This window comes from Nonomuraea pusilla, assembly GCF_900109355.1.
Taxonomy (GTDB): Bacteria; Actinomycetota; Actinomycetes; order Streptosporangiales; family Streptosporangiaceae; genus Nonomuraea; species Nonomuraea pusilla.
Map to the genome: position 1 here is coordinate 17,678 of NZ_FOBF01000031.1, position 24,066 is coordinate 41,743.

Annotated in this window: 22 protein-coding genes; 9 read left to right on the plus strand and 13 right to left on the minus strand. The window is 72.8% G+C overall.

From position 1 onward, the window contains the following. Window positions 1-3 precede the first annotated feature (3 nt). The 3 genes from BMX74_RS39490 to BMX74_RS39500 are packed head-to-tail and all read right to left on the minus strand — an operon-like array spanning window position 4 to window position 4,335. The gene (locus BMX74_RS39490; protein WP_055509934.1) at window positions 4-1,638 is read right to left on the minus strand and encodes an ABC transporter substrate-binding protein; all 1,635 of its coding nucleotides are present in this window, start codon (window positions 1,636-1,638) and stop codon (window positions 4-6) included. A 23-nt stretch (window positions 1,639-1,661) separates the two neighbouring features. Further along, window positions 1,662-3,263: a hydantoinase/oxoprolinase N-terminal domain-containing protein gene (locus BMX74_RS39495; protein ID WP_091105542.1), complete on the minus strand. Its 1,602-nt coding sequence runs from the start codon at window positions 3,261-3,263 to the stop codon at window positions 1,662-1,664. Then, entirely contained in the window at window positions 3,256-4,335 is a 1,080-nt protein-coding gene (locus tag BMX74_RS39500) for a DUF917 domain-containing protein (protein ID WP_091105543.1), read from the minus strand. The genes BMX74_RS39495 and BMX74_RS39500 overlap by 8 nt, the downstream gene beginning before the upstream one ends. A 245-nt stretch (window positions 4,336-4,580) precedes the next feature. Here BMX74_RS39500 and BMX74_RS39505 point away from each other — a divergent pair, with 245 nt between their 5' ends. The 3 genes from BMX74_RS39505 to BMX74_RS39515 all read left to right on the plus strand — a co-directional run bounded on the left by BMX74_RS39505 (window position 4,581) and on the right by BMX74_RS39515 (window position 9,045). After that, window positions 4,581-7,127 (plus strand): Tex family protein, encoded by a 2,547-nt coding sequence (locus tag BMX74_RS39505; RefSeq protein WP_091105544.1) that lies wholly within the window; start codon window positions 4,581-4,583, stop codon window positions 7,125-7,127. A gap of 398 nt (window positions 7,128-7,525) precedes the next feature. Next, window positions 7,526-7,918 carry a VOC family protein gene (locus tag BMX74_RS39510; protein ID WP_091105545.1) on the plus strand — a complete coding sequence of 131 codons (393 nt, stop codon included), beginning with the start codon at window positions 7,526-7,528 and terminating at the stop codon, window positions 7,916-7,918. A 53-nt stretch (window positions 7,919-7,971) separates the two neighbouring features. Next, the gene (locus BMX74_RS39515) at window positions 7,972-9,045 is read left to right on the plus strand and encodes a hypothetical protein (RefSeq protein WP_143078927.1); all 1,074 of its coding nucleotides are present in this window, start codon (window positions 7,972-7,974) and stop codon (window positions 9,043-9,045) included. A gap of 282 nt (window positions 9,046-9,327) precedes the next feature. Here the strand turns inward: BMX74_RS39515 and BMX74_RS39520 are convergent, their stop codons facing one another. The 7 genes from BMX74_RS39520 to BMX74_RS39550 all read right to left on the minus strand — a co-directional run bounded on the left by BMX74_RS39520 (window position 9,328) and on the right by BMX74_RS39550 (window position 14,984). Continuing rightward, a complete protein-coding gene (locus tag BMX74_RS39520; protein WP_091105547.1) occupies window positions 9,328-9,798 on the minus strand; it encodes a hypothetical protein in 471 nt (156 codons plus the stop codon). 124 nt (window positions 9,799-9,922) lie between these two features. Then, entirely contained in the window at window positions 9,923-10,825 is a 903-nt protein-coding gene (locus BMX74_RS39525; protein WP_091105548.1) for a sigma-70 family RNA polymerase sigma factor, read from the minus strand. A gap of 9 nt (window positions 10,826-10,834) precedes the next feature. Further along, entirely contained in the window at window positions 10,835-11,221 is a 387-nt protein-coding gene (locus BMX74_RS39530) for an STAS domain-containing protein (protein WP_256257564.1), read from the minus strand. Between the two features lie 42 nt (window positions 11,222-11,263). Further along, complete coding sequence (locus tag BMX74_RS39535) at window positions 11,264-12,238, minus strand: phosphotriesterase family protein (protein WP_091105551.1); 975 nt, start codon at window positions 12,236-12,238, stop codon at window positions 11,264-11,266. Between the two features lie 115 nt (window positions 12,239-12,353). Continuing rightward, a complete protein-coding gene (locus BMX74_RS39540; RefSeq protein WP_256257565.1) occupies window positions 12,354-13,634 on the minus strand; it encodes an APC family permease in 1,281 nt (426 codons plus the stop codon). A gap of 187 nt (window positions 13,635-13,821) precedes the next feature. Further along, window positions 13,822-14,331: a universal stress protein gene (locus BMX74_RS39545; RefSeq protein WP_256257566.1), complete on the minus strand. Its 510-nt coding sequence runs from the start codon at window positions 14,329-14,331 to the stop codon at window positions 13,822-13,824. 26 nt (window positions 14,332-14,357) lie between these two features. Further along, window positions 14,358-14,984 carry a DUF998 domain-containing protein gene (locus tag BMX74_RS39550; protein WP_082535666.1) on the minus strand — a complete coding sequence of 209 codons (627 nt, stop codon included), beginning with the start codon at window positions 14,982-14,984 and terminating at the stop codon, window positions 14,358-14,360. Between the two features lie 216 nt (window positions 14,985-15,200). Here BMX74_RS39550 and BMX74_RS39555 point away from each other — a divergent pair, with 216 nt between their 5' ends. Together BMX74_RS39555 and BMX74_RS39560 are read left to right on the plus strand one after the other, a co-directional pair. Then, on the plus strand, window positions 15,201-15,551 hold the full coding sequence (locus BMX74_RS39555) for a MerR family transcriptional regulator (RefSeq protein WP_055509907.1): 351 nt from the start codon (window positions 15,201-15,203) through the stop codon (window positions 15,549-15,551). Next, entirely contained in the window at window positions 15,548-16,522 is a 975-nt protein-coding gene (locus tag BMX74_RS39560; RefSeq protein WP_055509904.1) for an aldo/keto reductase, read from the plus strand. The genes BMX74_RS39555 and BMX74_RS39560 overlap by 4 nt, the downstream gene beginning before the upstream one ends. Here BMX74_RS39560 and BMX74_RS39565 read toward each other — a convergent pair. Continuing rightward, a complete protein-coding gene (locus tag BMX74_RS39565; RefSeq protein WP_091105553.1) occupies window positions 16,497-17,444 on the minus strand; it encodes a sensor histidine kinase in 948 nt (315 codons plus the stop codon). The genes BMX74_RS39560 and BMX74_RS39565 overlap by 26 nt on opposite strands. Window positions 17,445-17,604: 160 nt before the next feature. Further along, entirely contained in the window at window positions 17,605-18,717 is a 1,113-nt protein-coding gene (locus BMX74_RS39570; RefSeq protein WP_055509900.1) for an aromatic ring-hydroxylating oxygenase subunit alpha, read from the minus strand. 222 nt (window positions 18,718-18,939) lie between these two features. Between BMX74_RS39570 and BMX74_RS39575 the strand changes: the two genes are divergently transcribed. Together BMX74_RS39575 and BMX74_RS39580 are read left to right on the plus strand one after the other, a co-directional pair. Next, window positions 18,940-19,323, plus strand: a complete 384-nt coding sequence (locus BMX74_RS39575) for a hypothetical protein (protein WP_055509898.1) — start codon at window positions 18,940-18,942, stop codon at window positions 19,321-19,323. An 85-nt stretch (window positions 19,324-19,408) separates the two neighbouring features. After that, window positions 19,409-20,920: a DUF2079 domain-containing protein gene (locus tag BMX74_RS39580; protein WP_256257567.1), complete on the plus strand. Its 1,512-nt coding sequence runs from the start codon at window positions 19,409-19,411 to the stop codon at window positions 20,918-20,920. Window positions 20,921-21,007: 87 nt separating this feature from the next. On the opposite strand, the gene BMX74_RS39585 is transcribed toward BMX74_RS39580, so the two are convergent. After that, window positions 21,008-22,096, minus strand: coding sequence for a glycosyltransferase (locus BMX74_RS39585; protein WP_082535665.1), 1,089 nt, complete (start codon window positions 22,094-22,096; stop codon window positions 21,008-21,010). 38 nt (window positions 22,097-22,134) lie between these two features. On the opposite strand from BMX74_RS39585, the gene BMX74_RS39590 reads away from it, so the two are divergent. Both BMX74_RS39590 and BMX74_RS39595 read left to right on the plus strand, forming a co-directional pair. Further along, window positions 22,135-22,953: a PIG-L deacetylase family protein gene (locus tag BMX74_RS39590; protein ID WP_256257568.1), complete on the plus strand. Its 819-nt coding sequence runs from the start codon at window positions 22,135-22,137 to the stop codon at window positions 22,951-22,953. Between the two features lie 50 nt (window positions 22,954-23,003). Further along, window positions 23,004-24,065 (plus strand): lysylphosphatidylglycerol synthase domain-containing protein, encoded by a 1,062-nt coding sequence (locus tag BMX74_RS39595; protein ID WP_055509893.1) that lies wholly within the window; start codon window positions 23,004-23,006, stop codon window positions 24,063-24,065. Window position 24,066 lies beyond the last annotated feature (1 nt).

Genomic DNA, 24,066 nt, shown 5'->3' on the forward strand with positions numbered 1-24,066 from the left:
GGCTCAGCCGGCGCGCTTGAGGTCGTACACGAAGACGACGTTCGGGTACGCCGGGTTGTCGGCGTAGCCCTGCACGTCGGAGGACAGCGCGCGCTGGTAGGTCTGCACGTACGGCACGGCCACCGCCGCCCTGTCGTCGATCAGCTCGCGCTGCAGGTCGCGGTAGGCCTGCTCCGCCTTGAACTGGTCGGTCGCGGTGAGCTGCGGCAGCGCGTCGATCGCCTTGTCGATCTCGGCGTCCTTCAGGTACGACAGGTTGAACTGCGGCTTGTCCGAGCTCTTGAACACGTTGAGAAACCACGAGTAGGCGTCGGGGTAGTCCGGGTACCAGTACATGACGAAGAGGTCCTGGCCCTGCTTCTTGCCGAGGTCCCACTGGGCGTTCCACGTCATCGGCCTGGCCCGCAGGTCCACGTTGAGGTTCTTCAGCGCCGAGCTGAGCAGCGTGACGAGGAGCTTCTGGTCCTCGTCACCCTGGGCGTAGGTGAGGCTGAGCTTCAGCTCGGGGTTGTCGGGGCCGTACCCGGCCGATTGCAGGAGCTCCTGCGCCTTCTGCATGTCCTGCTTGGGCTCCAGGCCGGGGGCGCCGCCGAGCAGGCCCTGCGGCACCAGGCCGCTGGCCTTCTGCCCGGAGCCCTTCAGCGCCGCCACCAGGCCGTCGTAGTCGATCGCGGCCTGCAGCGCCTGCCTGATCCTGATGTCCTTCGCCGGGCCCGAGGCGGTGTTGAACAGCACCAGCAGGTTCTGGAACGACGGCGACTGCGCCGTCATCACCTTCGCCGTCGTCTGGGCCTGCGCGAACAGCTGCGGGTTCAGCCGCGGGACGAACGTCACCTCGCCCTGCTGCAGGAGCTGCCACGCGGTGGTGATCTCCGGGGTGACCCTGAAGGCGATCTTCCTGTACTGCTCGGGCTTCCAGCCGCCCCAGTAGCCGTCGAACGCCTTCAGCGTGAGCTCGGTCTCCTTGCCCTTCTGCCAGGAGCCGACCGTGTACGGCCCGGTGCCGGCGTCGGTCCTGCCGCTCTCGTCCACGGCGTCCACGTCGTAGATGTAGGCGGCGTAGCCGGAGGAGGCGACCAGGTCGAGCGGCGCCGCGTACTTGAGCTTGAACGTCAGCGTGGAGGCGTCGGGCGCCTCGATGGAGTCGACGGCGTCCCAGATGTAGGCCGCGCCGCCCTTCTTCTCGATCGTGCGCTCGATCGCCTTCTTGGCGGCCTGCGCGTCGAGGTCGGCGCCCGAGTGGAACTTCACGCCCTGGCGCAGCTTGAACGTCCACTGCTTGCCGCCGTCGGACGAGGTCCACTCGGTCGCGAGGCGCGGGACGGCCTTGCGCGCGCCGGCGTCGTACCTGGTCAGCCCCTCGTAGATGTTGGACATCGCGATGATCTCGTTGGAGTACGAGGTCGCGGGATCCCAGTCGGTGACCACGTCCAGGTTCGGCGCGTAGACGAAGGTGGCGTCGTTGGCGACGCCTTCTGAAGGGGTGCCGGCGGGCTGCGCCGCCGGCGACCCGGTGCCGCTCGCCGCGGCCTCCGGCGTCTTGGACGCGCCGCGCACCTGGCCGCCCGCGCACGCGGATGCGGTCAGGGCCACGGCGCCGGCGACACCGGCGACGAGCAGACGCTTGGGCCAGCGCATGGTGGGGGGATCCTTTCGAGTTGTCACCGGGCGAGAGGTCCGGCGGCTTTGACGTGTACCCGCACGGCGGGTTCCGAGAGGTAGCTCAGCGGCACCTCAAGAAGATCGACGATCTCGACGAGGGAGGGGTCGGCCCCCGCCGCCACGGCGCGCGCCGCCGCCTCCTCCTTGGCCCTCTCGATCGCCCGCGACCGGCTCTCTCCGGCAGGCAAGATCGTATCGACCCGGCCGCTCGCGAGGGCGATCGCGGCGCCCACCGCGTTGGCCACCTCGGCGTGGCCCGGCCGTACGACGCCGCTGACGCCTGGGACGTCCTCCGGCAGGAGGAACGCCCCGCCTCCCACGGCGACCAGGGGCCTGTCGGCCCTGCCCAGCGCCATCCTGTCCACGGCGTCGGCCACGGCCTCGTCGGCCGCCAGGAGCGCTGCCCGCAGAGTGTCGGATATGTCGGTCATATCGGTACCGGCGGCCTTCGCGAGGGCTGCGGCCAGGCGGCGCGGCCAGCCCCCGCCGCCGGGCGGCACCCGGCCCGCGCGCACGGCCGCGTCGGTCATCGTCGGCGTGCCACCGCCGAACACCAGCGCCTCCGACGCGATGCGGTACCCCACCGAGTCGGGCCCGGCGCCGGCGCTCCGCACGACCGTGCCGCCGCCCAGCGCGATCGACAGGACGTCCGGCATGCGGAAGTTGGTGAGGACGCCGCCGATCTCGACCGCCGCCGCCGACTCCCTCGGGAAGCCCCCGGTCAGCACCCCGAGGTCGGTGGAGGTGCCGCCCACGTCCGCCACGATCGCGTCGGCCACGCCCGACAGGTACGCCGCGCCGCGCAGCGAGTTCGCCGGGCCCGAGCCGATCGTGGACACCGGCAGCCGCGCCGCCTGCTCCACGGTCATCAGCGTGCCGTCGTTCTGCGCCAGGTAGGGCCTGGCCCGCAGCCCGCGCTCCGCCAGCGCGGCTACCAGGGCGCCGGTCACCTGGGCGGCCACGCCGTGGAGCGCCGCGTTGAGCACCGTCGCGTTCTCCCGCTCCAGCAGGCCGAGCGAGCCGATCTCGTGGCTGAGCGACACCGGCAGCCCGTACTCGGCCGCCACCAGCTCGCCCACCGCCCGCTCGTGCTCGGCCGTCGCCGGGCTGAACACCGCCGTGACCGCCACGGCGTCCGCGCCGGCGGCGTCCAGGAGGCGGCGCACCGCGTCGAGGTCGGGACGCGCGATCTCGCGGCCGTCCACGTAGTGGCCGCCGCCGACCACCGCCTCCCCGGCCGAGACCGCCGCGCGCAGGTCGGCGGGCCAGTCCGACAGCGGGGGCACGGACGTGGTCGCCGGCGCGCCGAGCCGCAGCACGGCGACGCGGCCGAGGTTCCTGCGCTCCAGGACGGCGTTCGTCGCGTGTGTGGTGCCGAGCATGACGCGCGAGACCCGGTCGCGCGCGCCCTCCCCGCCCGGCCGGTTCTCCAGGTCCGCCAGCACGGCGTCCAGCGCGGCGCGCAGGCCGCCCGTGACGTCCGCCGTGGTGGGGCGCTTGGCCTTGGCCGCCACCCCTCCCTCCGCGTCGAGGACGACCGCGTCGGTGTTCGTGCCGCCGACGTCGATGCCGATCCGCAGGCCGGTCCGCACGTCACCCATGCCGCCGCGCCTCCGCCAGTTCCTCGACGGGCGTGTACTCCAGGTCGTAGCCGAACGCCCGCGGGCCCGCCGTCTCCAGGCCCTTCCCGGTGCGCCAGAGCGGGTCGCACGGCCAGGCGAGCACGGTGACGCGCTGGCCGTACCGCAGGCCCTCGGTCTGGATCGCGGCCGCCGTCTCCGTGTCGACGACGGTGATGAGGTCGGGCACCATGGCGAGCGGCGCGCCGTCCTCGGTGGCGACCAGGTTCTCGTTCTGCAGCTCCAGCGTGAGCGTGCGGCCCCGGTCGGCGCCCGTGCCCTCGATCGTGGCCGTGCCCCGCACGAACCCGCCCGTGGTGCGCCGCTCGACGTCCGTCAGCTTGCCGGTGACGAGCCTGACCGCGCCGAGCTCCTGACGCAGCGCCTCCAGCGGGTCGGACGCCCCCGCGGTGGCCCTGCCGATCGCCAGGGCGCGGCCGACCGTGCCCTCGACGACCGCGCCCCGGGCCGACGCCGCCGTCAGGACGTAGTCGGCCATGAGCGCGCTCGACCCCGACGCCACGCACACCGCCCTCGCCAGACGCTCGGACCACAGCCCGTCCACGGGCCTGATGGTCACGACGTTGCCGGCGACGTCCGACATGACGACGAGGTCGGCCGGCAGCCCGGCGACGTACATCGAGACCATCTGGACCTCGGGGAACGCCCTGCCCATGCCGTCGGCGTCGAGCAGCGGCAGGCCGAGCGCGGCGGCCCAGGCCACCGGGGCGACGCCGTTGGAGCCGCCGATCTCCGACGACATCACCGCTCCCGGCGGCCTGCCGAACAGGCGCTCGACCTCCGCGGCGATGCGGCGGGGCTCGTCCTCGCCGTGGATCATCTCGTGGCTGACGGTCGGCGCGCCGATGCCCGACAGCGGGACGATCAGGGTGTCGTCGTCCAGGTCGGGCAGGCCGACCAGCGGGACGGGGCCGTGCTCGCGGACGGCGCGCGCCGCGGCCAGGGCGCCCGTGCGCACGTCTCCCCCGCCTCCGGTGCCCAGTACGGCGCATCCCCGGGCGAGGGCGGGGATGTCACTCTCCTCGATCCTCATATGGCGCCTCAACCAAGCACATGCCGGTGCCGCACCGCCAGTCCGACATCCGCCCCTATTGCCGACATTTCGCCTATATCCGACGCCAGGTGGCGGCCTCGCTTCAGGCGTGGCGGAACGGAAACGTCGGTGGCGGGCTCTAGTCTCGCCTGCGCGCAGGCGGCATCCGCGATGGGCGAACTCTGGTCATGGACGACGCCGCCGTCCTGCACAATTGACCGGCGGGACCATCGAAAGGCAGGCAAGTGCTCTCTATACACCAGCGGATCGCGGAAGAGCTCGGCGTACGCGAGGGGCAGGTGCGGGCGGCGGTCGAGCTGCTCGACGGCGGCGCCACCGTGCCGTTCATCGCGCGATACCGCAAGGAGGCCACAGGCACCCTCGACGACGCCCAGCTGCGCACCCTGGAGGAGCGGCTGCGCTACCTGCGCGAGCTCGACGAGCGCAGGGCGGCCATCCTGGAGTCGATCGAGTCGCAGGGCAAGCTCGACGACGAGCTGCGCGCGCAGATCATGGCCGCCGAGACCAAGGCCAGGCTCGAGGACATCTACCTGCCGTACAAGCCGAAGCGGCGCACCAAGGCGCAGATCGCCCGCGAGCTCGGGCTGGAGCCGCTGGCCGACCGGCTGCTCGCCGACCCTGCCCTCGACCCGGCCGCCGAGGCCGAGGGCTTCGTCACCGAGGGCGTGGCCGACGCCGCCGCGGCGCTCGAAGGCGCGCGCGCCATCCTCGTCGAACGCTTCGCCGAGGACGCCGACCTCATCGGCGGGCTGCGCGAGCAGCTGTGGAACCACGGGCAGCTCGCCTCCAAGGTCCGCGAGGGCAAGGAGGAGGCCGGCGCGAAGTTCGCCGACTACTTCGAGTTCACCGAGCCGTTCACCAAGCTCCCCTCCCACCGCATCCTGGCGATCTTCCGGGGCGAGAAGGAGGAGGTGCTCAGCGTCACGCTGGAGCCCGACGACAGCCCCGAGTACGAGCTGCGCGTCGCCTCCCGCTTCGGCATCTCCGACCAGGGCCGCCCCGCCGACAAGTGGCTGTGCGAGACCGTCCGGTGGGCCTGGCGCACCCGCATCCTCGTCCACCTCGGCATCGACCTGCGGATGCGGCTGTGGCAGGCCGCCGAGGACGAAGCCGTCCGCGTGTTCGCCGCCAACCTGCGCGACCTGCTGCTGGCCGCCCCCGCGGGCGCCCGCGCCACCATGGGCCTCGACCCCGGCCTGCGCACCGGCGTGAAGGTCGCCGTGGTCGACCGCACCGGCAAGGTCGTCGAGACCGCCACCATCTACCCCCACGAGCCCAAGCGGCAGTGGGACCAGTCGCTGGCCGTCCTCGGCGCGCTCGCCCAGAAGCACGGCGTCGAGCTGATCGCCATCGGCAACGGCACCGCCTCGCGCGAGACCGACAAGCTCGCCGGCGAGCTGGTCAAGCACATGCCGTCGCTGACCAAGGTCGTCGTCTCCGAGGCGGGCGCGTCGGTCTACTCCGCCTCGCCGTACGCGTCGCAGGAGCTGCCCGACCTCGACGTGTCGCTGCGCGGCGCCGTCAGCATCGCGCGCAGGCTCCAGGACCCTCTCGCCGAGCTCGTCAAGATCGACCCGAAGTCCATCGGCGTCGGCCAGTACCAGCACGACCTCGCCGAGTCCAAGCTGTCCCGCTCCCTCGACGCCGTCGTCGAAGACTGCGTCAACGGCGTCGGCGTCGACGTCAACACCGCGTCCGCGCCGCTGCTCACCCGCGTGTCCGGCATCGGCTCCACCCTGGCCGAGAGCATCGTCAGGCACCGCGACGCCAACGGCCCGTTCCGCAGCCGCGCCGCGCTCAAGGACGTCCCGAGGCTCGGCCCGAAGGCGTTCGAGCAGTGCGCGGGCTTCCTGCGCATCCCCGACGGCGACGACCCCCTCGACTCCTCCAGCGTGCACCCCGAGGCGTACCCCGTGGTGCGCCGCATCCTGGGCTCCGTCCAGAGCGAGATCACGGCGCTGATCGGCAACACGGCGGTGCTGCGCTCGCTGCGGCCCGAGCAGTTCACCGACGACACGTTCGGCCTGCCCACCGTCACCGACATCCTGCGCGAGCTGGAGAAGCCGGGCCGCGACCCGCGTCCCGCCTTCAGGACCGCCGCGTTCAAGGAGGGCGTGGAGAAGATCTCCGACCTCGCCGCGGGCATGATCCTGGAGGGCGTCGTCACGAACGTCGCCGCCTTCGGCGCCTTCGTCGACGTCGGCGTCCACCAGGACGGCCTGGTGCACGTCTCCGCCATGTCCCGCACGTTCGTCAAGGACCCTCGCGACGTGGTGAAGCCGGGCGACATCGTCCGGGTCAAGGTGCTCGACGTCGACATCCCGCGCAAGCGCATCTCCCTGACCCTGCGCCTCGACGACGACGTCGAGGCGGGCTCCGGCGACTCCCGCCCGCCGCGCAGGGGCGGCCGCGGCGAGGCCGGCGGCCAGCCGGGAGCGGCCCGCCGCGGAGAGGGCCGCACCGGCGGGCGCGGAGAAGGACGCGGAGAAGGACGCGGAGAAGGACGCGGCGACGGGCGCGGCGACGGCCGCACCGGCGGACGCGGCGACGACCAGCGCGGCGGCGGGAACGGCCAGCGGGGAGGCGCGAACGGCCAGCGCGGCGCCTCCAACGGCGGGCGGAGCGGCGCCGACGGGCGCGGCGGCCGGGGCGAGAGCCGGGGCGAGAGCCGGGGCGACGGGCGCGGCGGCCAGCGCCGCCAGGACCGCCCGGCCCCCACGGGCGCCATGGCCGAAGCCCTCCGCAAGGCCGGCCTCACCGGCGACAACTAGTCCGACCTGGTCCGACCCCTGCCGGCGACGGGACGAGACCCGGCTCCGGCAGGGGTCGCCACGGCCCCCGAGGAAGTGAACACCTCGGGGGCCTCGCCGTGCTGTAGGCCGCGGAGCGCACCGTGTCCCCGTCAGCGATCTCGGCTTTCCGCATCCCCCGTCAACGATCCGATCCGGGCCTTCCGCTCTGCCGGCGCTCTCGCGAATCCGCCCCGCCGCGGCAGGGCCCGCCGCCGCGTGGTCGCGGCCCGGCCGCGCCCGGTACCTCCGGCCGTGCCCCGTACGCCTGGCCGTCCCGGCGACCGGCGACCGGATGGTGCTCGCTACGGCGATGAGTTCTGGCGGCGGGGCCGGTCAGTACGGGAAAGGAGCAGGACGACACTCAGGAGGAGGGTGCGATGGGACAGCCGGTCGTGCACTTCGAGGTCATCGGACGGGATCCCGCGAAGCTGAGGGGCTACTACGGCGAGCTGTTCGGGTGGGAGTTCCAGACGGGCGACGCCGCCACGCGCGCCGTCTCGCAGCCGGGGAACTACGGCTTCGTCGACGGCGCCACCACGGGCGACGGCGAGATGGGCGCCGGGATCAACGGGGGCGTCGGCGGAGGCGAGGGCCATGAGGGGAGGGTCCTGTTCTACGTCGCGGTGCCCAACGTGGAGGACGCGCTCAGGAAGGCCGAGAGCCTGGGCGGCAAACGCGAGATGGGCCCGGAGGGCACTCCTGGAGCCCTGGTGGTCGGCTGGTTCACCGACCCGGAGGGGAACCTCGTCGGCGTCGCCGGCACCGAGTAGGCCGGTGACCCTGGCGTCCGTCGCCTCCCACCCGCGCGGGGTACCGTCGTGGGATGAGCACATCGGGGGTTGGCACGGTGGTGCGGCAGGCGCGTGACCTGCTGCGGTGGTGTTCGCCGCTGCGTACCGAACTGTGGGCGTCGCGGCTGGCGGCCGGGCTGGAGCCGGACGAGGTGGAGCCGTTCCTGCGGGAACTGCGCGAGAACGGCGGTACGGAGGCCCGCCTCGCCCTGGCCGCCCTGGCCGCCGTCCACCCCGAGCGGGGGGCCGCGCCGACGGGCCCCCAGCCTGGCGCCCCCGCGGTGTCCGGGCAGGGAGTAGAGGGCGAAGGTGAGGGTGAGGCCGGCCTGGCCCGGCGGGCCGAGGAGGCGTACGCCGCGGCCGGCGAAGAGGTGGCCGGGACGCTGCCCGGGTGGGTGCGGCGCATGGGGCGGGTCGTGTGCGAGGGCGGCTGGTACGGCCCGGCCGACCCGTTCGGCGAGCAGGCCCTCGCGGCCCTGTCCTTCCGGTACGAGAACGGCAAGGAGCCGCACCTGCTCGTCGTCGCCGTCGACCAGCCGAACGGCGGCCTCGCGGTCGACGCCGTCGTCGAGGAGGTGAAGTTCCTCGACGACCTGGGGCTGGAGCCGGCCGATCCCGGGGTGGTGGCCGGACGCGTGCTGGACGCGTTCGAGCTGGGCGAGCGGGTCCTCGGGGCGGTGACGGCCGGCACGCTGGACGCGGTGCGCGCGGTCGCGCTGGCGCGGGCGCGTTCGGTTCCCGGGCTGGTCCGCGGGGCGGCCGACGACGCGGTGGCGGCGTTCCGCGACCTTCCGGACGTGCCGGGGGCGGCGGAGGCGTTCGGGAGGCTGGCCGAGTTCGTGGGCGACCGGCCGCTGTGGTGGAGCCCGGCGCGCGTCTCACGGTTCCTGACGTCGTGGCTGCCGAGGGAGGCGGTGCTGTCGGACGAGGCGGTCGCCGCCATGCCGGACGTCGTACGCGCCTGGAGCCGCTGCCGTGGCGGGCATCCGGCGGTGCTGCGCCAGGTGGACGCCGACGCGCCTCTCCTGCCCGCTCTCATGGCGGACGACTCACTGGCCGGCGTCCGCAAGCGCATGACCAGGAACCAGCCCCCCGACCACCCCTGACCCGGTTCCCGGCGGCAGGCCCGTCCCTGTCCCCTCGCACGTGACCGCTGTGACACACGGGGGACTCGGGTGGAGCGACTTGTTCCTGGGGGCGGCTATGCTGCCCAGTGACGTTTGGCCGTGCCCCGAGGTGGGCGTTTTAGGGAGTTTTGCACCATGTATAAGGAGTTCGCTGCCGAGGTCGTCATGTGGCTCGTCCCGGTCGTGGTGCTGATCGGGCTCGCGCTCCTCGTCACCGCCTGAGACCAGGGGCCGAGCCTGAGGTCGGCCCCTGGTCGCCGGTCACCGGTAGTACCGGTAGCGGACGACGGTACTCGCGTGCGTGTTGAAGGTGCGGATACGACGATGGGAGAAGTTGCTCCACATGCGGGCGAGGGTGCGGGAGGTCACGGTGCACCCGGCCAAGCGCGTCTGCCCGGGGCGCATCCCGCCAACGTACTTGTAGCACGATCCGACCTTGCGGCCGTTCACCTTGAGGTTGGCGCTGAGGCTGACGTCGCGCAGCGTGGTCCGCGAGATGTTCTTGATCCGCACGTTGATCCGGCAGGTGTCCTTGCACCTGCCGAAGCGGATGGTGGTGCGGATGAGCTGCGGCCCGGCGGTGGTGGCCGACACCGCGGCCTTGCCGGCCGTCGTGGCGGTGCTCGCAGCGGAAGCCGTGGACGTCGTGGACGTCGCGGCCGAGGCGGGGGCGGCGACGAGGGTGGTCGCCGTCGCCGCGACTAAGAGCGCGCCGGCAAGAGTTCTGAGCATGGTTCCCCCAGCTTGAAGAGCGTCGCTTCCCCCTGAGGGAAACGACCTTGCCCTCGACGAATATCAGGAAGCCGACAGGGCCGTATTTGTCGGCTTCTATCCGATACGAAACGGTTATCCAGAGTCACGACGCCCACGACAGCAGCGGTCCGCCCTGCCTCAGCCGCTTCAGCGCCTGCTTCTCCAGCTGCCTGATGCGCTCCCTGGTCAGGCCGAGACGCTGGGCGATCTCCCCGTACGTCGTGGCCTCCTGGCCGGCGAGACCGTACCTGAGCCTGATGACGAACGCCTCGCGCGGCGGCAGCGACGTGACCACCTGGTGGACCTCGGCGCAGAGCACGCGGCGCTCGGTGAGCTCCTGCACCTCGGGGCCGTCCTCGTCGGCGATCAGGTCGCCGATCCTGCCCTCCCCCTGCTCCCCCACCGGCAGGTCGAGGCTCACGACCTCCTGCCCGAGCCGCCGCAGGTCGGCGACCTTGGCGGGCGGGCGCTCGGCCGCCTCGGCGAGCTCGGCGTCGGTGGGCTCGCGGCCCAGGTCGGCGGAGAGCGCGCGCTCGACCCTGAGCAGCCTGGACAGTTCCTCCGCCACGTGGACGGGCAGCCGCACCGTGCGGCCCGTGTCGTGGACGCCGCGTTCGACGGCCTGGCGGATCCACCACATGCCGTACGTGGAGAACTTGTAGCCGCGCGCGTAGTCGAACTTCTCCACGGCCCTGATCAGCCCGAGGTTGCCTTCCTGGATGAGGTCGAGCAGCGGGACGCCCCGGTACGCGTACCGCCTGGCGGCGGCCACGACGAGCCGGAGGTTGGACCTGATGAGGAGGTCCTTGGCCCGGCGCCCGTCACGTTCGAGCTCCCGGAGCTCGGCGGGATCGCGCCCGCCCGCTCCGTGGTCGATGAGGTGGGCCGCGTACAGGCCTGCCTCGATCCGCCGCGCGAGGTCCACTTCGTCCGCGGCGGAGAGCAAGGGGGTCTTTCCGATCTGCTCCAGGTACATGCCGAGCAGGTCGGGCTCTTCGGCCGGCATGCCATGCGACTACCCCGTGAAGGGCGGTGGATTCCCGTTCTCGCTGAGTTCGGCGATGGCGAGCTCGGCCGTGGGGCGGATGTCGAAGAACCTGTCGAGCGCGGTGATGGCGAACAGGTGCTTGCACCGGCCGTTCAGCGCGGACAGCAGCATCCGGCCGCCCGAGGCGGTGACGGCCTTGTGCAGGTAGACGAGCACCGACAGGCCGGAGGAGTCGCAGACGCTGACCGCCTGCATGTCGATGACGAGGAGCGGGGGCTGGGTGAGGTCGAGTGCCTGGGTGACGCGGTCGCGCACCTCCGCGGCCGACCCGTAGTCGAAGTCGCCGGTCAGCCTCACGATGACGCAGGGCCCTTGGAGTCCGAGACTGATTGACAAGGCCTGCTCAGAAGTCACCCAGCTCCACCTGCCCGCATCGGCTTTCCCAATCCTTTTACTTTACGAGAAGTAGCGTCTCGGGTTGAACACCAGCATCTGCTCGATCTGCCCGTCACTGACGCCCGCCTCGCGCAGCGCGTCGAGGACGTCGTCGTGGATGTGGTCATAACGCCAGTTCGGGGCGATCCGTTCGCGGGCCTCGTCCCAGGCGCCGCCGAAGTAGTCCATGAAGCAGGCGGTGTCGTGGCTGAGCACCATCCGGTCGGCGTAGCCGCGCTCGCACAGCGCGGCGATGGTGGCGACCCGCTGCGGGGTGGGGTTGTAGATGTCGAGGCCGAAGCGGTCCATGCCGAGGACGGCCCCGGTGTCGGCCAGGCTCATGAGGTGGTCGAGGTCGTTGCTGTCTCCGGCGTGGCCGACGACGACCTTGGTGAGGTCCACGCCCTCCTGGGCGAACACGTCGAGGGCGAGCGTGCCGCTGCGGGTGAAGGCGTTGGTGTGGACGGTGACGGGCGCGCCGGTGCGGACGTGCGCGCGGGCGACGGCCCTGCAGATGCGCTCGACGCCGGGCGTCAGGCCCTTCGCCTCGACGACGCACTTGAGGAACGCCGCCTTGACGCCGGTGCCGCCGATGCCTTCCGTGAGGTCGCGCACGAAGTCGTCGACCATCGGGTCGGGCATGTCGAGCAGCAGGCCGGGGCCGCGGTGCTCGTACTGGTGGGGCAGTTCGTCGAAGGCGTACAGGCCGGTGGCGACGACGATGTTGAGCTCGGGCACGCCGGCGGCGACGCGCTGGATGCGGGGGATGTCGCGGCCGAGGCCCCACACGGTCGGGTCGACGATGGTGCGCACGCCCTTGGCGGCGAGCGCGCCGAGCTTGGCGATGGCGTCGGCGACCCGGTGTTCCTCGTCCCACCAGCCGCCCCGGCCGTAGTCGAGGTGTTCGGGGGCGACGACGAAGACGTGCTCGTGCATGAGGGTCTGGCCGAGCCCGTAGACGTCGACGGGCCCGAGGACGGTGCTGACCGTGGGCATCCGCGCCTCCGTACCAACTGGTATGCCGGGCCAACCTAGGCCCTCGGGCGACCTGCGTCAACGACCGGCCGGGGAAACGGCGTCATGGCTTCGCGCCGGCGGCCGGGGCCGCCGGTCATCGGGGGCGGCGGTGGCGTACTGTCCAGAGGGCCAGGCCGGCGGCGAAGACGGCCAGCCCCCAGAGCACGGACGTCAGCGGCAGCGTGGCGGCCAGCAGCAGGCACAGGGCCAGCCCGAGCGCCGGCACCGCCCTGGGCGGCGCGCCCTCCTCGCGGGACAGGGTGAGGGCGCAGGCGTTGGCGATCGCGTAGTAGACGAGCACGCCGAAGGAGGAGAACCCGATGGCGCCGCGCAGGTCGGCCACGAGCAGCAGCGCGACGGCGGCCACGCCGACGGCGAGCTCGGCCCGGCGCGGCACCTGCCGGACGGGGTCCACGACGGCGAGCACGCCCGGCAGGTCGCGCTCCCGCGCCATGGCGAGGACGGTGCGGGAGACGCCGAGCAGCAGCGCCAGCAGCGCGCCGAGCGCGGCGACGGCCGCCCCCACCCCGACGGCGGGCGCCAGCCACCCGGCCCCCGCCCCTCGGACGACGTCGGCGAGCGGCGCCTCGGACAGCGCCAGCCGTACGGGGCCGAGCACACGCAGCGCCGCCACGGCGACGAGGGTGTAGACGACGAGGGTGATCGCCAGCGCGATGCCGACGGCCCTGGGGATCGTCCTGGACGGGTCGCGTACCTCCTCGCCGAGCGTGGCGATCCTGGCGTACCCGGCGAAGGCGAAGAACAGCAGGCCGGCGCCCTGCAGGACGCCCCAGACGCCCGCGCCCGACGCGTTCGTCGGGTCGTACAGGAGCGGCTCGGGCAGCGGCCCGTGGGCGAACCAGCCGTAGGGGCCGGCGGTCCCGCCGGTGAGGCCCGCGACGATCACGGCGGCGAGCACGGCCAGCACGAACGCCACGATGACGCGCGCGGCCCCGGCCGAGCGCTGCACGCCGAGCAGGTTGAGCGCGGTGAGCGCGACGACGGCGGCGACGGCCAGCGGACGGGCGAGCGAGGGCGCGGCGTACGCGCCGAAGGTCAGGGCCATGGCGGCGCAGGAGGCGGTCTTGCCGACGGTGAAGCCCCAGCCGGCCAGGTACCCCCAGAGCGGCCCGAGCCGTCGCCGGCCGTAGACGTACGTGCCGCCCGACTCGGGGTACAGGGCGGCCAGGCGGGCGGAGGAGGTGGCGTTGCAGTAGGCGACGACGGCGGCGATCGCCAGCGCCGCGAGCAGCCACTGCCCGGCGGCCCCGGCGGCGGGCGCGAAGGCGGCGAACACCCCTGCCCCGATCATCGCGCTCAGGCCCACGACCACGGCGTCGGCCGTGCCGAGCCTGCGCGCCAGTTCCCCGGGCACTCGCGGCCTCCCTCTGCGTCGCTGCGGGCCGGTCGCGGCACAGCCTCTCAGGCGCCCGGCGGCCCCCACTCTGCCGCATCCCGGGAACCGCCGGCCGCCCGCCCCCGTCCTCAGGACCCACGCCCGCCCCGTCCTCAGGACCCGCGGCCGCCCCCTGCCCTCAGGACTCCCCGGGCGGCTCCTGCCCTCAGGACTCCCCGGGCGGTTCCTGCGCGGCCGTCTCCGGCGCCGGGACGACCAGCACCGGCCGCTTGGCGTGGTGGAGCACCCGGTTGGAGGTGCTGCCCAGCAGCAGCGAGCGGACGCCGCCCAGCCCCCGCGTGCCGGTCACGACCACGTCGGCGTCGATCTCGTCGGCGACGTCCACGATGGTGGACCACACGGCCGCGGAGTCCAGCTCGCACCTGGGCGTCGCGTCGAGCCCGGCCTCCCTGGCCAGCTCCGCCCCGCGCGCGGCGAGCTCCTTCATCGCGTCGCCGATGGCCTGGTCCTCGGCCGGCGACTGGTCGATGGTCATCATCAGCCCGGCGGAGGCCCTCGTGGCCGTCAGCGCAAGCCGCTCCCACACCGTCAGCACGACGGCCTGCTGCCCCTTCATCAGCCGGCCCGCCACCGCGACCGCGGCCTTCGCGTCGTCCGAGCCGTCGTACGCCACCAGAATCGTCATTCCTGCCCACTCCTTCACGATCGAGGTCATCTCCTCCTTTCCACCTGTACGGCCCTTCACGCCTGCAGGACGGCGACCTTCGCGGCGCGCACCGGCTCGGGGCGCAGCAGCGACAGCGCGGCCAGGGCGAGCACGCCCACCTCGGTGACGACCACGATCCGCTGGGTCAGGCCGGCCGGGATGTCGTCGTTGGTGAGCGGGATGCCGAACATGCGCACCACGTACGGGATCACGACGAGCAGCAGCGCGCCGAGCGCGACGGCGCTGAGCGCCCGCACGGCTCCGGCGTACCGGATGCGGGCCCTGGCCAGCAGCATCCCGGCGGCGGGCATCACGAGGAAGGCGGCGAACGCGGCGTACCTGTGGATGCCGCCGGACAGGCTCAGCGGCACGCCTGGCCGGTCCGTGGGGAAGGCCCCGATGAGGAACATGCTCGCCGCCCACGCCAGCAGCAGCGCGACCACCCAGCGGCTCACTCCGGCGCGCCGCACCGCCTCGGCGACCAGCGCGGCGCCAGCCGCGAACAGCGTCAGCGAGGCGGGCAGCAGCCACCCGGTCGCCTGGAAGGCGTACTCGCTGATGACGCTGTGCAGGGGGTCGAGGTCGGACTCGGTGTGCAGGGTGAGCATCGTGCCGGCCCCCGCGCCGATGGCCGCGCATCCACTGACAAGCAATCCCTTCATGACCTCAAAGGTCGTGCAAAGCGCCTGGCCGGAGTATCCGAGACGGGCCCGGAACCGCCCCTGAACCGACCCTTACGACCTTGGTCGGACGATCCCTGAGGGAGCCCTGATGACCTGCGCGGAGACGCCCCCTGGTAGGGCCTGCCCCCTCAGGGTCGCTACGGCGGGCGGGACCCGACTTGACTTGGAGTGCGCTCGAAGGGGGACGCTGGGGGCATGACGATCCAGGAGGCCGCGGAGCGCTCCGGGCTCAGCGCTCACACCCTGCGGTACTACGAACGTATCGGGCTCATCCACTCGGTGCGACGCGACGGCAGCGGGCACCGCGACTACGTGGAACGCGATCTGGAGTGGCTGGACTTCCTCACCAAGCTGCGCACGACCGGCATGCCGATCGCGGAGATGTGCAGGTACGCCGAGCTGCGGCGGATGGGCGACCACACGGCCGCGGAGCGCCGCGCGATGCTGGAGGCGCACCGCGACCGGGTGAGGTGCAGGATCGCCGAGCTCCAGCAGGACCTGAAGGTCCTGGACTACAAGATCGACATCTACAGGGGGATGGAATGAAGACGCGCGTTCTCGGTGCCGGCGGTCCGGTGGTGTCGGCGCTCGGGCTGGGCTGCATGGGCATGTCCGAGTTCTACGGCCGGGGTGACGAGCAGGAGTCGATCGCGGTGATCCACCGCGCGCTCGACCTCGGCGTCACCTTCCTCGATACCGCCGACATGTACGGCATGGGCCACAACGAGGAGCTGGTCGGCCGGGCGATCAGGGGCCGCAGGGACGAGGTGGTGCTGGCCACGAAGTTCGGCATCAGGCGTGAGGGCGGCACGCGCTCGGTGGACAACAGCCCCGAGTACATCAGGGCGGCCTGCGACGCCTCGCTGCGCCGGCTCGGCGTGGACCACATCGACGTCTACTACATGCACCGCCGCGACCCCGAGGTGCCGGTCGAGGAGTCGGTGGGCGCCATGGCGGAGCTGGTGCGCGAGGGGAAGGTCCGGCACCTCGGCCTGTCGGAGGTGAGCGCGGACACGCTGCGCCGCGCCGTCGCCGTCCACCCGATCGCGGCGCTGCAGAGCGAGTACTCCCTGTTCACCCGGGGCCTGGAGAGGGAGATCCTGCCGGCGGCGAGGGAGGCGGGCACGGCGCTGGTCGCGTACTCGCCGATCAGCCGCGGCCTGCTGACCGGCGCGGTGCCGCCCGCGGAGGAGCTGCCCGACGACGACTTCCGCAAGCACATCCCGCGCAACGTCGGTGAGAACGCCGCGCACAACGCCGGGCTCGTCGCCGAGGTCATGAAGATCGCCGAATCGGCCGGGCTGACGGCGGCGCAGCTCGCGCTGGCCTGGCTGCTCGCGCAGGGCGACGACGTCGTGCCCATCCCCGGCACCAAGCGGATCGCGTACCTGGAGGAGAACGTCGCCGCCGCGGACGTCACGCTCACGCCCGAGCAGCTCGGCGCGCTGGAGCGGGCCGTGCCCGCGGACGCGGTGCGCGGCGAGCGCTACCTCAGCATGGCGGAGGTGGAGAGGTGAGTCGGGGGACGTCGAAGTAGGCGCGGACGGCGGTCGCGCCCTCCCTGGTGTGGACGCGTACCAGGTCGCTGAGCAGGTTGACGATGAGCAGGCCGCGCGAGCCCGAGTCGCGGGGATCGACGGGTCGGCGCCCGGCGAGCGGGTCGGCGATGTGGCCGGCGTCGCTGACCTCGCACACCAGCCGGCCGTGCTCCGCCCAGACCCTGACCAGGCCGGAGCCGCCGCCGTGGTCGAGGCTGTTGGCGCTCAGCTCGGCCACGGCGAGCCTGATGTCGTCGATCCTGTCGGGGCCGAAGCCCAGCTCGGCGGCGAGCCCGGCGGCCAGGGTGCGGGCGGCGGGGAGGTTCGCCCGGTCGAAGCGCAGCGAGCGGCACTCGGCGGGCTCGTCGAGCGGCACGTTGTGCTCGATGATCACCTTGTCGGGCGCGAACGCGGCGCTCACCTGCTCGCCGGACGCGTCGAGCAGCACCGGGTGGGTGCGCGCCGCCTCGACGAGCACCTCGGGGGCCAGGCCCTCGGCGTCGTACGGGCACAGGATGGTGACCTCGGCGCCGGCGAACGAGTAGTTGATCAGGGCTTCGTGCTGGGCGCAGGCCGGGTACTCGTCGGCCGTGCGCGCGGGCCAGATCGGCTCGCCGACGATGCGGACGCGCCGGCCCGGGTGGCTGTCGGCGAAGGCGCGCAGGACGCCGGGGATGATCCGGCCGGGGTTGCGACCGGCCCGCGTCATGTCGATCAGGCTGATCCGGCCGGCGTCGGCGCCCAGCTCGGACTCGATCAGCCCCAGGTGCCAGTGGGGCACGGCCACGGCGACCGGCTCGCCGGCCGCCAGCCCCTCGCGGACGAACGCGGCCGTGGCAACGGCGAACTCCCGGTCACCTCGGTAGAACAGGGCCGGGTGCACGAAGGGATCAGCCGACATCACCCGCCACGCTACCCCGGATTGACGAGTTCAAGGCAATCAGCTGGGTATCTCTTTCGCGTGAAGAGAACCCAGGTCGTCCAGCGGCCCCGACCGGTGCGCCGCCCGCTCCCCCTCGATCTGCGCACCCCGTCGGGGCGGCTGCTGCCGTTCTGACGCGCTAGACCGCCAGTCGCTCGGTCACCCACCGGTGGAAGGCCGAGATGTGGTGCTCGCTCGGCACCAGCACGCCGCCGTCGCGGTACGCGCGTGACGACATGCCGGGCTGGGTGCGTTCGCAGGCGTCGAAGTCCTGCTCGTTGACCCGGTGGAACAGCTCCACCGACCGCGACACGTCCGCGCCCGACGCGACCACGTCCGGGTGGTAGAGCCAGTCGCACTCGACCACCGTGCGGTCCACGGCGAGCGGGAACATCCGGTGCAGGATGACGTGGTCGGGCACCAGGTTGACGAACACCTGCGGCTTGACGGTGATGGCGTAGTAGCGGCGGTCCTGGTCCTGCGACACGTCCGGCAGCCGGCCGAAGCCGGGGCCGCCGTCGACGGTGAAGCCCTCCACCCGGTCGGCGAACTCGGCGCCGTGGCCCACGTAGTACTGAGCCGCGTAGCCGCCCGCGAACTCGGGCAGCACGGCTGTCAGCTCCGGGTGGATGGTGGCGCAGTGGTAGCACTCCATGAAGTTCTCGACGATCAGCTTCCAGTTGGCCCTGACGTCGTAGACGACGCGGCGGCCGAGGGCCAGTTCGTCCACCCGGTAGCGCGCGACGGCCTCCGGGTCGCCCAGGCGCTCGGTGGCGGCGTACGTCACGGTGTCCTCGAACGACGGGGGCTCCGCCGCGAGGCACACCCAGGCGTACCCGAGCCATTCGCGCAGGTGGACGGGGACCAGCCCGTACGCGACGCGGTCGACGTCGGGCATCCTGGCGAGGTTGGGCGCGGCGGCGAGCCGCCCGTCGAGGTCGTAGGACCAGGCGTGGTAGGGGCACCTGATGGTTCTCCTGACCTCGCCGCTCTCCTCGGAGCACAGGCGGGCGCCGCGGTGCCTGCACACGTTGAGGAAGGCGCGCAGCAGGCCGTCGCGTCCGCGGACCACGATGACGCTCTCCCTGCCGACCTGCACGGTTCTGAAGGCGCCCGGCCCCCGCAGGTCTCCGGCGCGTACGGCGCAGAACCAGAGGCTCTCGAAGATCTTTTCCTGCTCGGCGGCGAAGACGGCGGGATCGGTGTAGGAGCGGCCGGGGAGGGTGGAGATCAAGCTCGACGTGGTGGTCAACCGACACCCCTTGTTGCGTATGACGCACCGAGTTGCTCTATCTGCGTCATCGTCCGGCTGGGTCAGGAGGCTGTCAAGAGGGACGTGCCGGCCCTGCCGAGCACCGGCATCCGGCGCCCTTACGCCCGTCTGACGCCCCGGGTGTTAGCGGCGTGCAAGCGAGGGTCAAGGAGTGATCCATAATCTTGCTTCGTCTCTGAAACAACGAAGGGCAAACCAACCATGACTCCCCCTCGCCGTCGCCTCGCCATCGCGTTCGCGGCGCTCACCCTCGCCGGTCTGACCACCGCCTGCGGCGCCGTCGGCACCGCGGTCGACTGCAACAAGGTCGGCCAGGAGGTGACGGCCATCATGACCGACTTCAACAAGTCGCTCGCCAACGTCGCCACCGACCCGAAGGCGTTGGAGACCGCCGGCTCCGAGGCCGCGGAGAAGGTCAAGAAGCTCGCGGCCGACTACGACGGCGAGCTCGCCTCCGCGCTCAACGACCTCGCCTCCGGGCTCGAAGGCATGAAGATCGACGCGAAGAACCCGACCGCGACCATGGACTCCGTCCAGAAGATGCAGGGCTTCACGACCAAGATCACCAGCGCCTGCGCCTCCTGACGGTCCCGCGACCGCCGCACCGCCTGCGGGGGGCAGGCCGGCGCGGTGGTCGCATTCGTGGTGATTCGTTCTAGTCTTGCTGCCCGTGACGGGCGACACCGTGGCGACGCGACCGGGGGCGGACGCCGCCACACCCACCTGGAGAGAACGCCTGGCCGGCCACAGCGTCGGCCGGCGCGTCGGCCGCTGGGCCGGTCACCGTGCCGGCGTCGGCGCCATCGCGGTCCTCGCGGCCGCCGCGTACGCCGTGCTCGGCGTGGTCAAGCTGCTGACCTACCGGGCCAGCTCGTTCGACCTGGTGATCGTGGACCAGGCGGTGCGGAACTACGCCAGATTCCGCCCGCCCCACGTGCCCGTACTCGGCGTGTTCCACGGGCGAGGAATGGACTACCCGCAGCTCGCGGACCATTTCTCGCCCGCGTACGCGCTGCTCGCCCCGCTGTACTGGATCCGCGACGGGCCCCAGACGCTCATCGTCGCGCAGGCGCTGCTGTTCGCCGCCGCGATCCCGTTCCTGTGGCTGTTCACCAGGCGCGCCCTCGGCGTCGCGCCCGCCTACCTCGTCAGCGTCGCGTACGCGCTGTCGTGGCCCGTCGCGCAGGCCGCCGGGTTCGACGCGCACGAGGTCATGTTCGTCCCCGTGCTCACCGCCGCCATGATCGAGCGCTACCAGGCGGGCCGCAGGCTCGCGGCGCTCGCCGCCATGCTCGGGCTCCTCCTCGTCAAGGAGGACATGGGCCTCATGGTGATCGGCGCGGGCCTGTGCCTGGTGCTCGTCGGCGACCGCCTGCGCGGCGTCCTGGTCGCGGCGACGGGAGCGGGGGCCGTCCTGGTCGTCCGCGGCCTGGTCATCACGTCCCTGGGCGGCGACTCCAAGGACTTCTGGGCCTACGGCCACCTCGGCCCCGACGCGCCGAGCGCGATCCTGGCGATCCTGCGCGACCCGCTCTCCGCGCTGCTGCTGCCGTTCAGCGAGGAGGCCAAGGTGGACACCCTGTTCCTCATGGCCTGGCCGACGCTGATGCTGTGCCTGCTCTCGCCGATCTCGCTCATCGCGCTGCCGCACGTCCTCGAACGCATGCTCTCCGACCGGAGCCCGTGGTGGCAGGCGGAGTTCCAGTACAACGCCTTCACCGTGGTGATCCTGTTCTGCGCCGGCGTGGACGGCCTGACCAGGCTGCTGCGCCTCGTCAGGCGCGCCGACGACCGCTCGCTCAAGCTGGCCTGGGCGTCAGGGGTGTTCGTGGTGGCGCTGACGCTCGTCCCGAGGTTCGCGCTCGACCAGCTCTACCATCCGGCCTTCTACGAGGGCGACCGGGTCAAGGTCTCGGCCGCCGCGGCGGCCGTGCGCGTCGTGCCGCCCGGCGTCACCGTCGAGGCCGTCAACTCCGTCGGGCCCGCGCTGACCCGCAAGACCACCGTCCTGCTGTGGAGCGGCACGCCGCACGGCGCGCCCTGGGTGGTGGCCGACACCGCGCGCTGGGAGTTCCCCTTCGGCTCCCTCGACGACCAGCGTCTCCAGGTGGACCGCCTCCTCGCCGACGGGTACGTCAAGGTCTTCGAGCGCGACGGCTACGTGGTGCTCCGCCGCGAGTGACGCGCACCCGCCTGGCACCCGCCTGGCCCAGCGCGCGCCCGCCTGGCCCAGCGCGCGCCCGCCTGGCCCAGCGCGCGCCCGCCGGGCTCAGCGCGCGCCCGCCTGCGCGTACGCGCGGTCGAAGCCCTCCAGCACGGCGGGCCACGAGCCCGTGGTCGGAGGCGTCGCCCGGTTGTGCGCGGCGATCGTCAGGCGCAGGTCGTCATCGGAGCAGAGCCGCGCCACCGCCGCGGCGAGCTCGGCCGGCGACCGGCCGAGCAGCCCCTCGACGCCGTGCCTGACGAAGTCGGCCACCCCGCTCTGCGCCCTGGCCACCACGGGCAGCCCGGCCGCGCGCGCCTCCAGGGCGGCGATGCCGAACGACTCGCGCGGCGCCGGCGCGACGAACACGTCGGCCGACTCCAGGACCTTGGCGATCTCCTCACGGCTGTAGCGTCCGGGCAGCTCCACCCACCCCGCCATGCCGTGGCGGGCGATGAAGCGTTCCATCTGGGCGCGGGCCGGCCCGTCGCCGACGATCGTGGCCCGCATCGGGACGCGGGCGGGCACGCGGGCGCGCGCGGCGGCCAGCAGCCGCAGCAGGCGCACCGGCTGCTTGCGCGGCGCCAGCCGGCCCACGGCCACGACGTGCACCTCGCCGTCCTCGCGCCGTCCCGGCGCGCCGGGCGGCGGCGTCCAGCCCGACAGGTCGAGACCGTTGGAGACGACCCGTACCGGCACGCCCGGCCCCGCCACGGCCCGGATGGGCGCGGCGGCGGCGCTGCTCACCGTGGTCGCCACCAGCCCCCACGAGCGCCACGGGTACGCCAGCCCCAGCAGCCGGTACAGCGCCCGCGTCACCGGGTCCCACATGCTGTGCACCGTCACCACGCACGGCACCCCTGACCGCACGGCGGCGCGCACCCCCATCCAGGCGAACGGCGAGACCGCCCCCGTGTGGACGTGCACCACGTCGGGCCGCGACGCGGCGATGCGCCGCGTGAGATGCCCCACTCCGAACGGGTGGACCGGCAGGTCGAACGGCATCCTGGCGACGATCCTGTGCACCCCCCGCAGCGCCTCGCCGCGGGTGGCGGTGGCCACCTCGACCTGGTGGCCGGCCTCCCGCTGCGTGCGTACGAGGTCGGCGACCTGGACCTCGATGCCCCCGAGCCGCGGCAGGTAACAGTCACTCACGTGAAAGATCCGCACCCCTCCCACACTAATCTGGGCATGTGCCTCCACGTACCGCTGTGTTCTTCCACGCTCACCCCGACGACGAGGCCCTGCTCACGGCGGGCACCATGGCGATGCTCGCGGCCGAGGGGCACCGCGTGGTGCTCGTGGTGGCCACCGCGGGCGAGCGCGGCCTGGCCGACATCCAGCCCGGAGAGGCGCTCGGCGAGACCAGGCTCAAGGAGCTCTACAAGTCGGCCGCCGTGCTCGGCTGCGCCAGGGTCGAGTGCCTGGGCTACGGCGACTCGGGGCTGAGCCCCAAGGGCGGCGTCGCCGAGGAGCGGCCCGACAACGCGTTCATCGACGCCGACACCGAGGAGGCCGCCAAGCGGCTGGCCGACATCCTCCAGGAGGAACGGGCCGACCTGCTGGCGATCTACGACCCGGCCGGCGGCTACGGGCACCCCGACCACGTCCAGGTGCACCGGGTCGGCAGGCGGGCGGCCGAGATCGCGGGCACGGAGATCGTCCTGGAGGCGACGGTCAACCGCGACCCGCTCGTCAGGCTGCTCAAGCTGGCGGGCCGGTTCTACCGGTTCCCGCCGGAGTTCGACGTGCGGACGTTCGAGAGCGCGTACTCGCCGGGTGAGGCGATCACGCACCGGGTGAACGTGCGCAGGTACACCAGGCAGAAACGCGCCTCGATGGCCGCGCACACGTCGCAGGCCAGCGGCGGCGACACCGACCGCACGCTCGCCGTGATGCTCAAGGTCCCCGGCCCGCTGTACCACCTGGTGTTCGGCACCGAGTGGTACGTGCGCCGCGACCTGCCGCCCGGCGCCCGCCTGACTCATCCCTTCGGCCAGTGGCCGGAATGAGCCCTGGGTATGATCCGCCGACCCCGCCGCTCCCGGCAGACTGAGTGCCGATGAAGAACACCTGGCTCCAGATCGTCCTGTCCACGCTGTCGCTCGCGCTGGCGGTGACGCTCGTCGTCTACCTGCCGCAGATCGTGCACGCGCTCACCGGCAAGCCGGTCTCGTGGCACGAGATCGGCAGGGTGTTCGGCACGCTGGGCGCGGGCACGATCGCGCTGATGACGGCGCTGTGGCTGCTGAGCCTGCTGGCGTACACGTTCGTGCTGACCGGCTCGCTGCCGGGGCTGAACAACCTCCAGGCCCTCACGCTGAACGCGGCGGGCAGCGCGGTCAGCAACCTGCTGCCGTTCGGCGGCGCCGCGGGCGTGGCGCTCACGTTCGGCATGACGCGCGGCTGGGGCTTCGCCAACCGGGCGATCGTCGTCATGACGCTGGTCAGCGGCATCTGGAACACCTTGTTCAGATTCATCCTGCCGGCCGTCGGCATCATCGCGCTGCTCATGGCGGGCGAGGTGCCCAACGCCACCGTCGCCAAGGCGGGCTGGACGGGCGCGATCTCCATCCTGGCCCTGTGCGCGGTGGTCGCCGCGGCGCTCTACTGGGACCGCGCGGCGGCGCTGCTCGGCCGCTTCCTCGACGCGCTCGCCCGGCTGGTACGGCTGCGCAGGGTGCGCCCGTCCGAGGCGCTCGACCACCTGCGCGCCGACACCGCCAAGACGGTCAGGACGAAGTGGGCGCAGCTGTCGGTCGCCATGGTGTTCTTCCTGGGCCTCCAGTGGGCGATCATGGCGGTGTGCATGCACGCCACGGGCGCCTACCCGGGGCTCGCCCAGTCGATCGCCGTCTTCGCGCTCTCCCGGGTGCTCACCAGCGCGCTGATCACGCCGAGCGGGGCCGGGATCATGGAGGGCGGCGTGGTGCTCCTGCTGACCGCGTTCGGCGTGGCGGCGGCGCCGGCCACCGCCACCGCACTGCTTTTCGGCTTCTGGACTTACACTATCGAGATCCCGTTCGGCGGTCTCGCGCTGGGCGCGTGGGCGCTCCTGCGCAGGCGCAACGGCCGGAACGCCCCCACGGAACCCCCGTCCACGATCTCGAAGGCCCCGCAGTGAC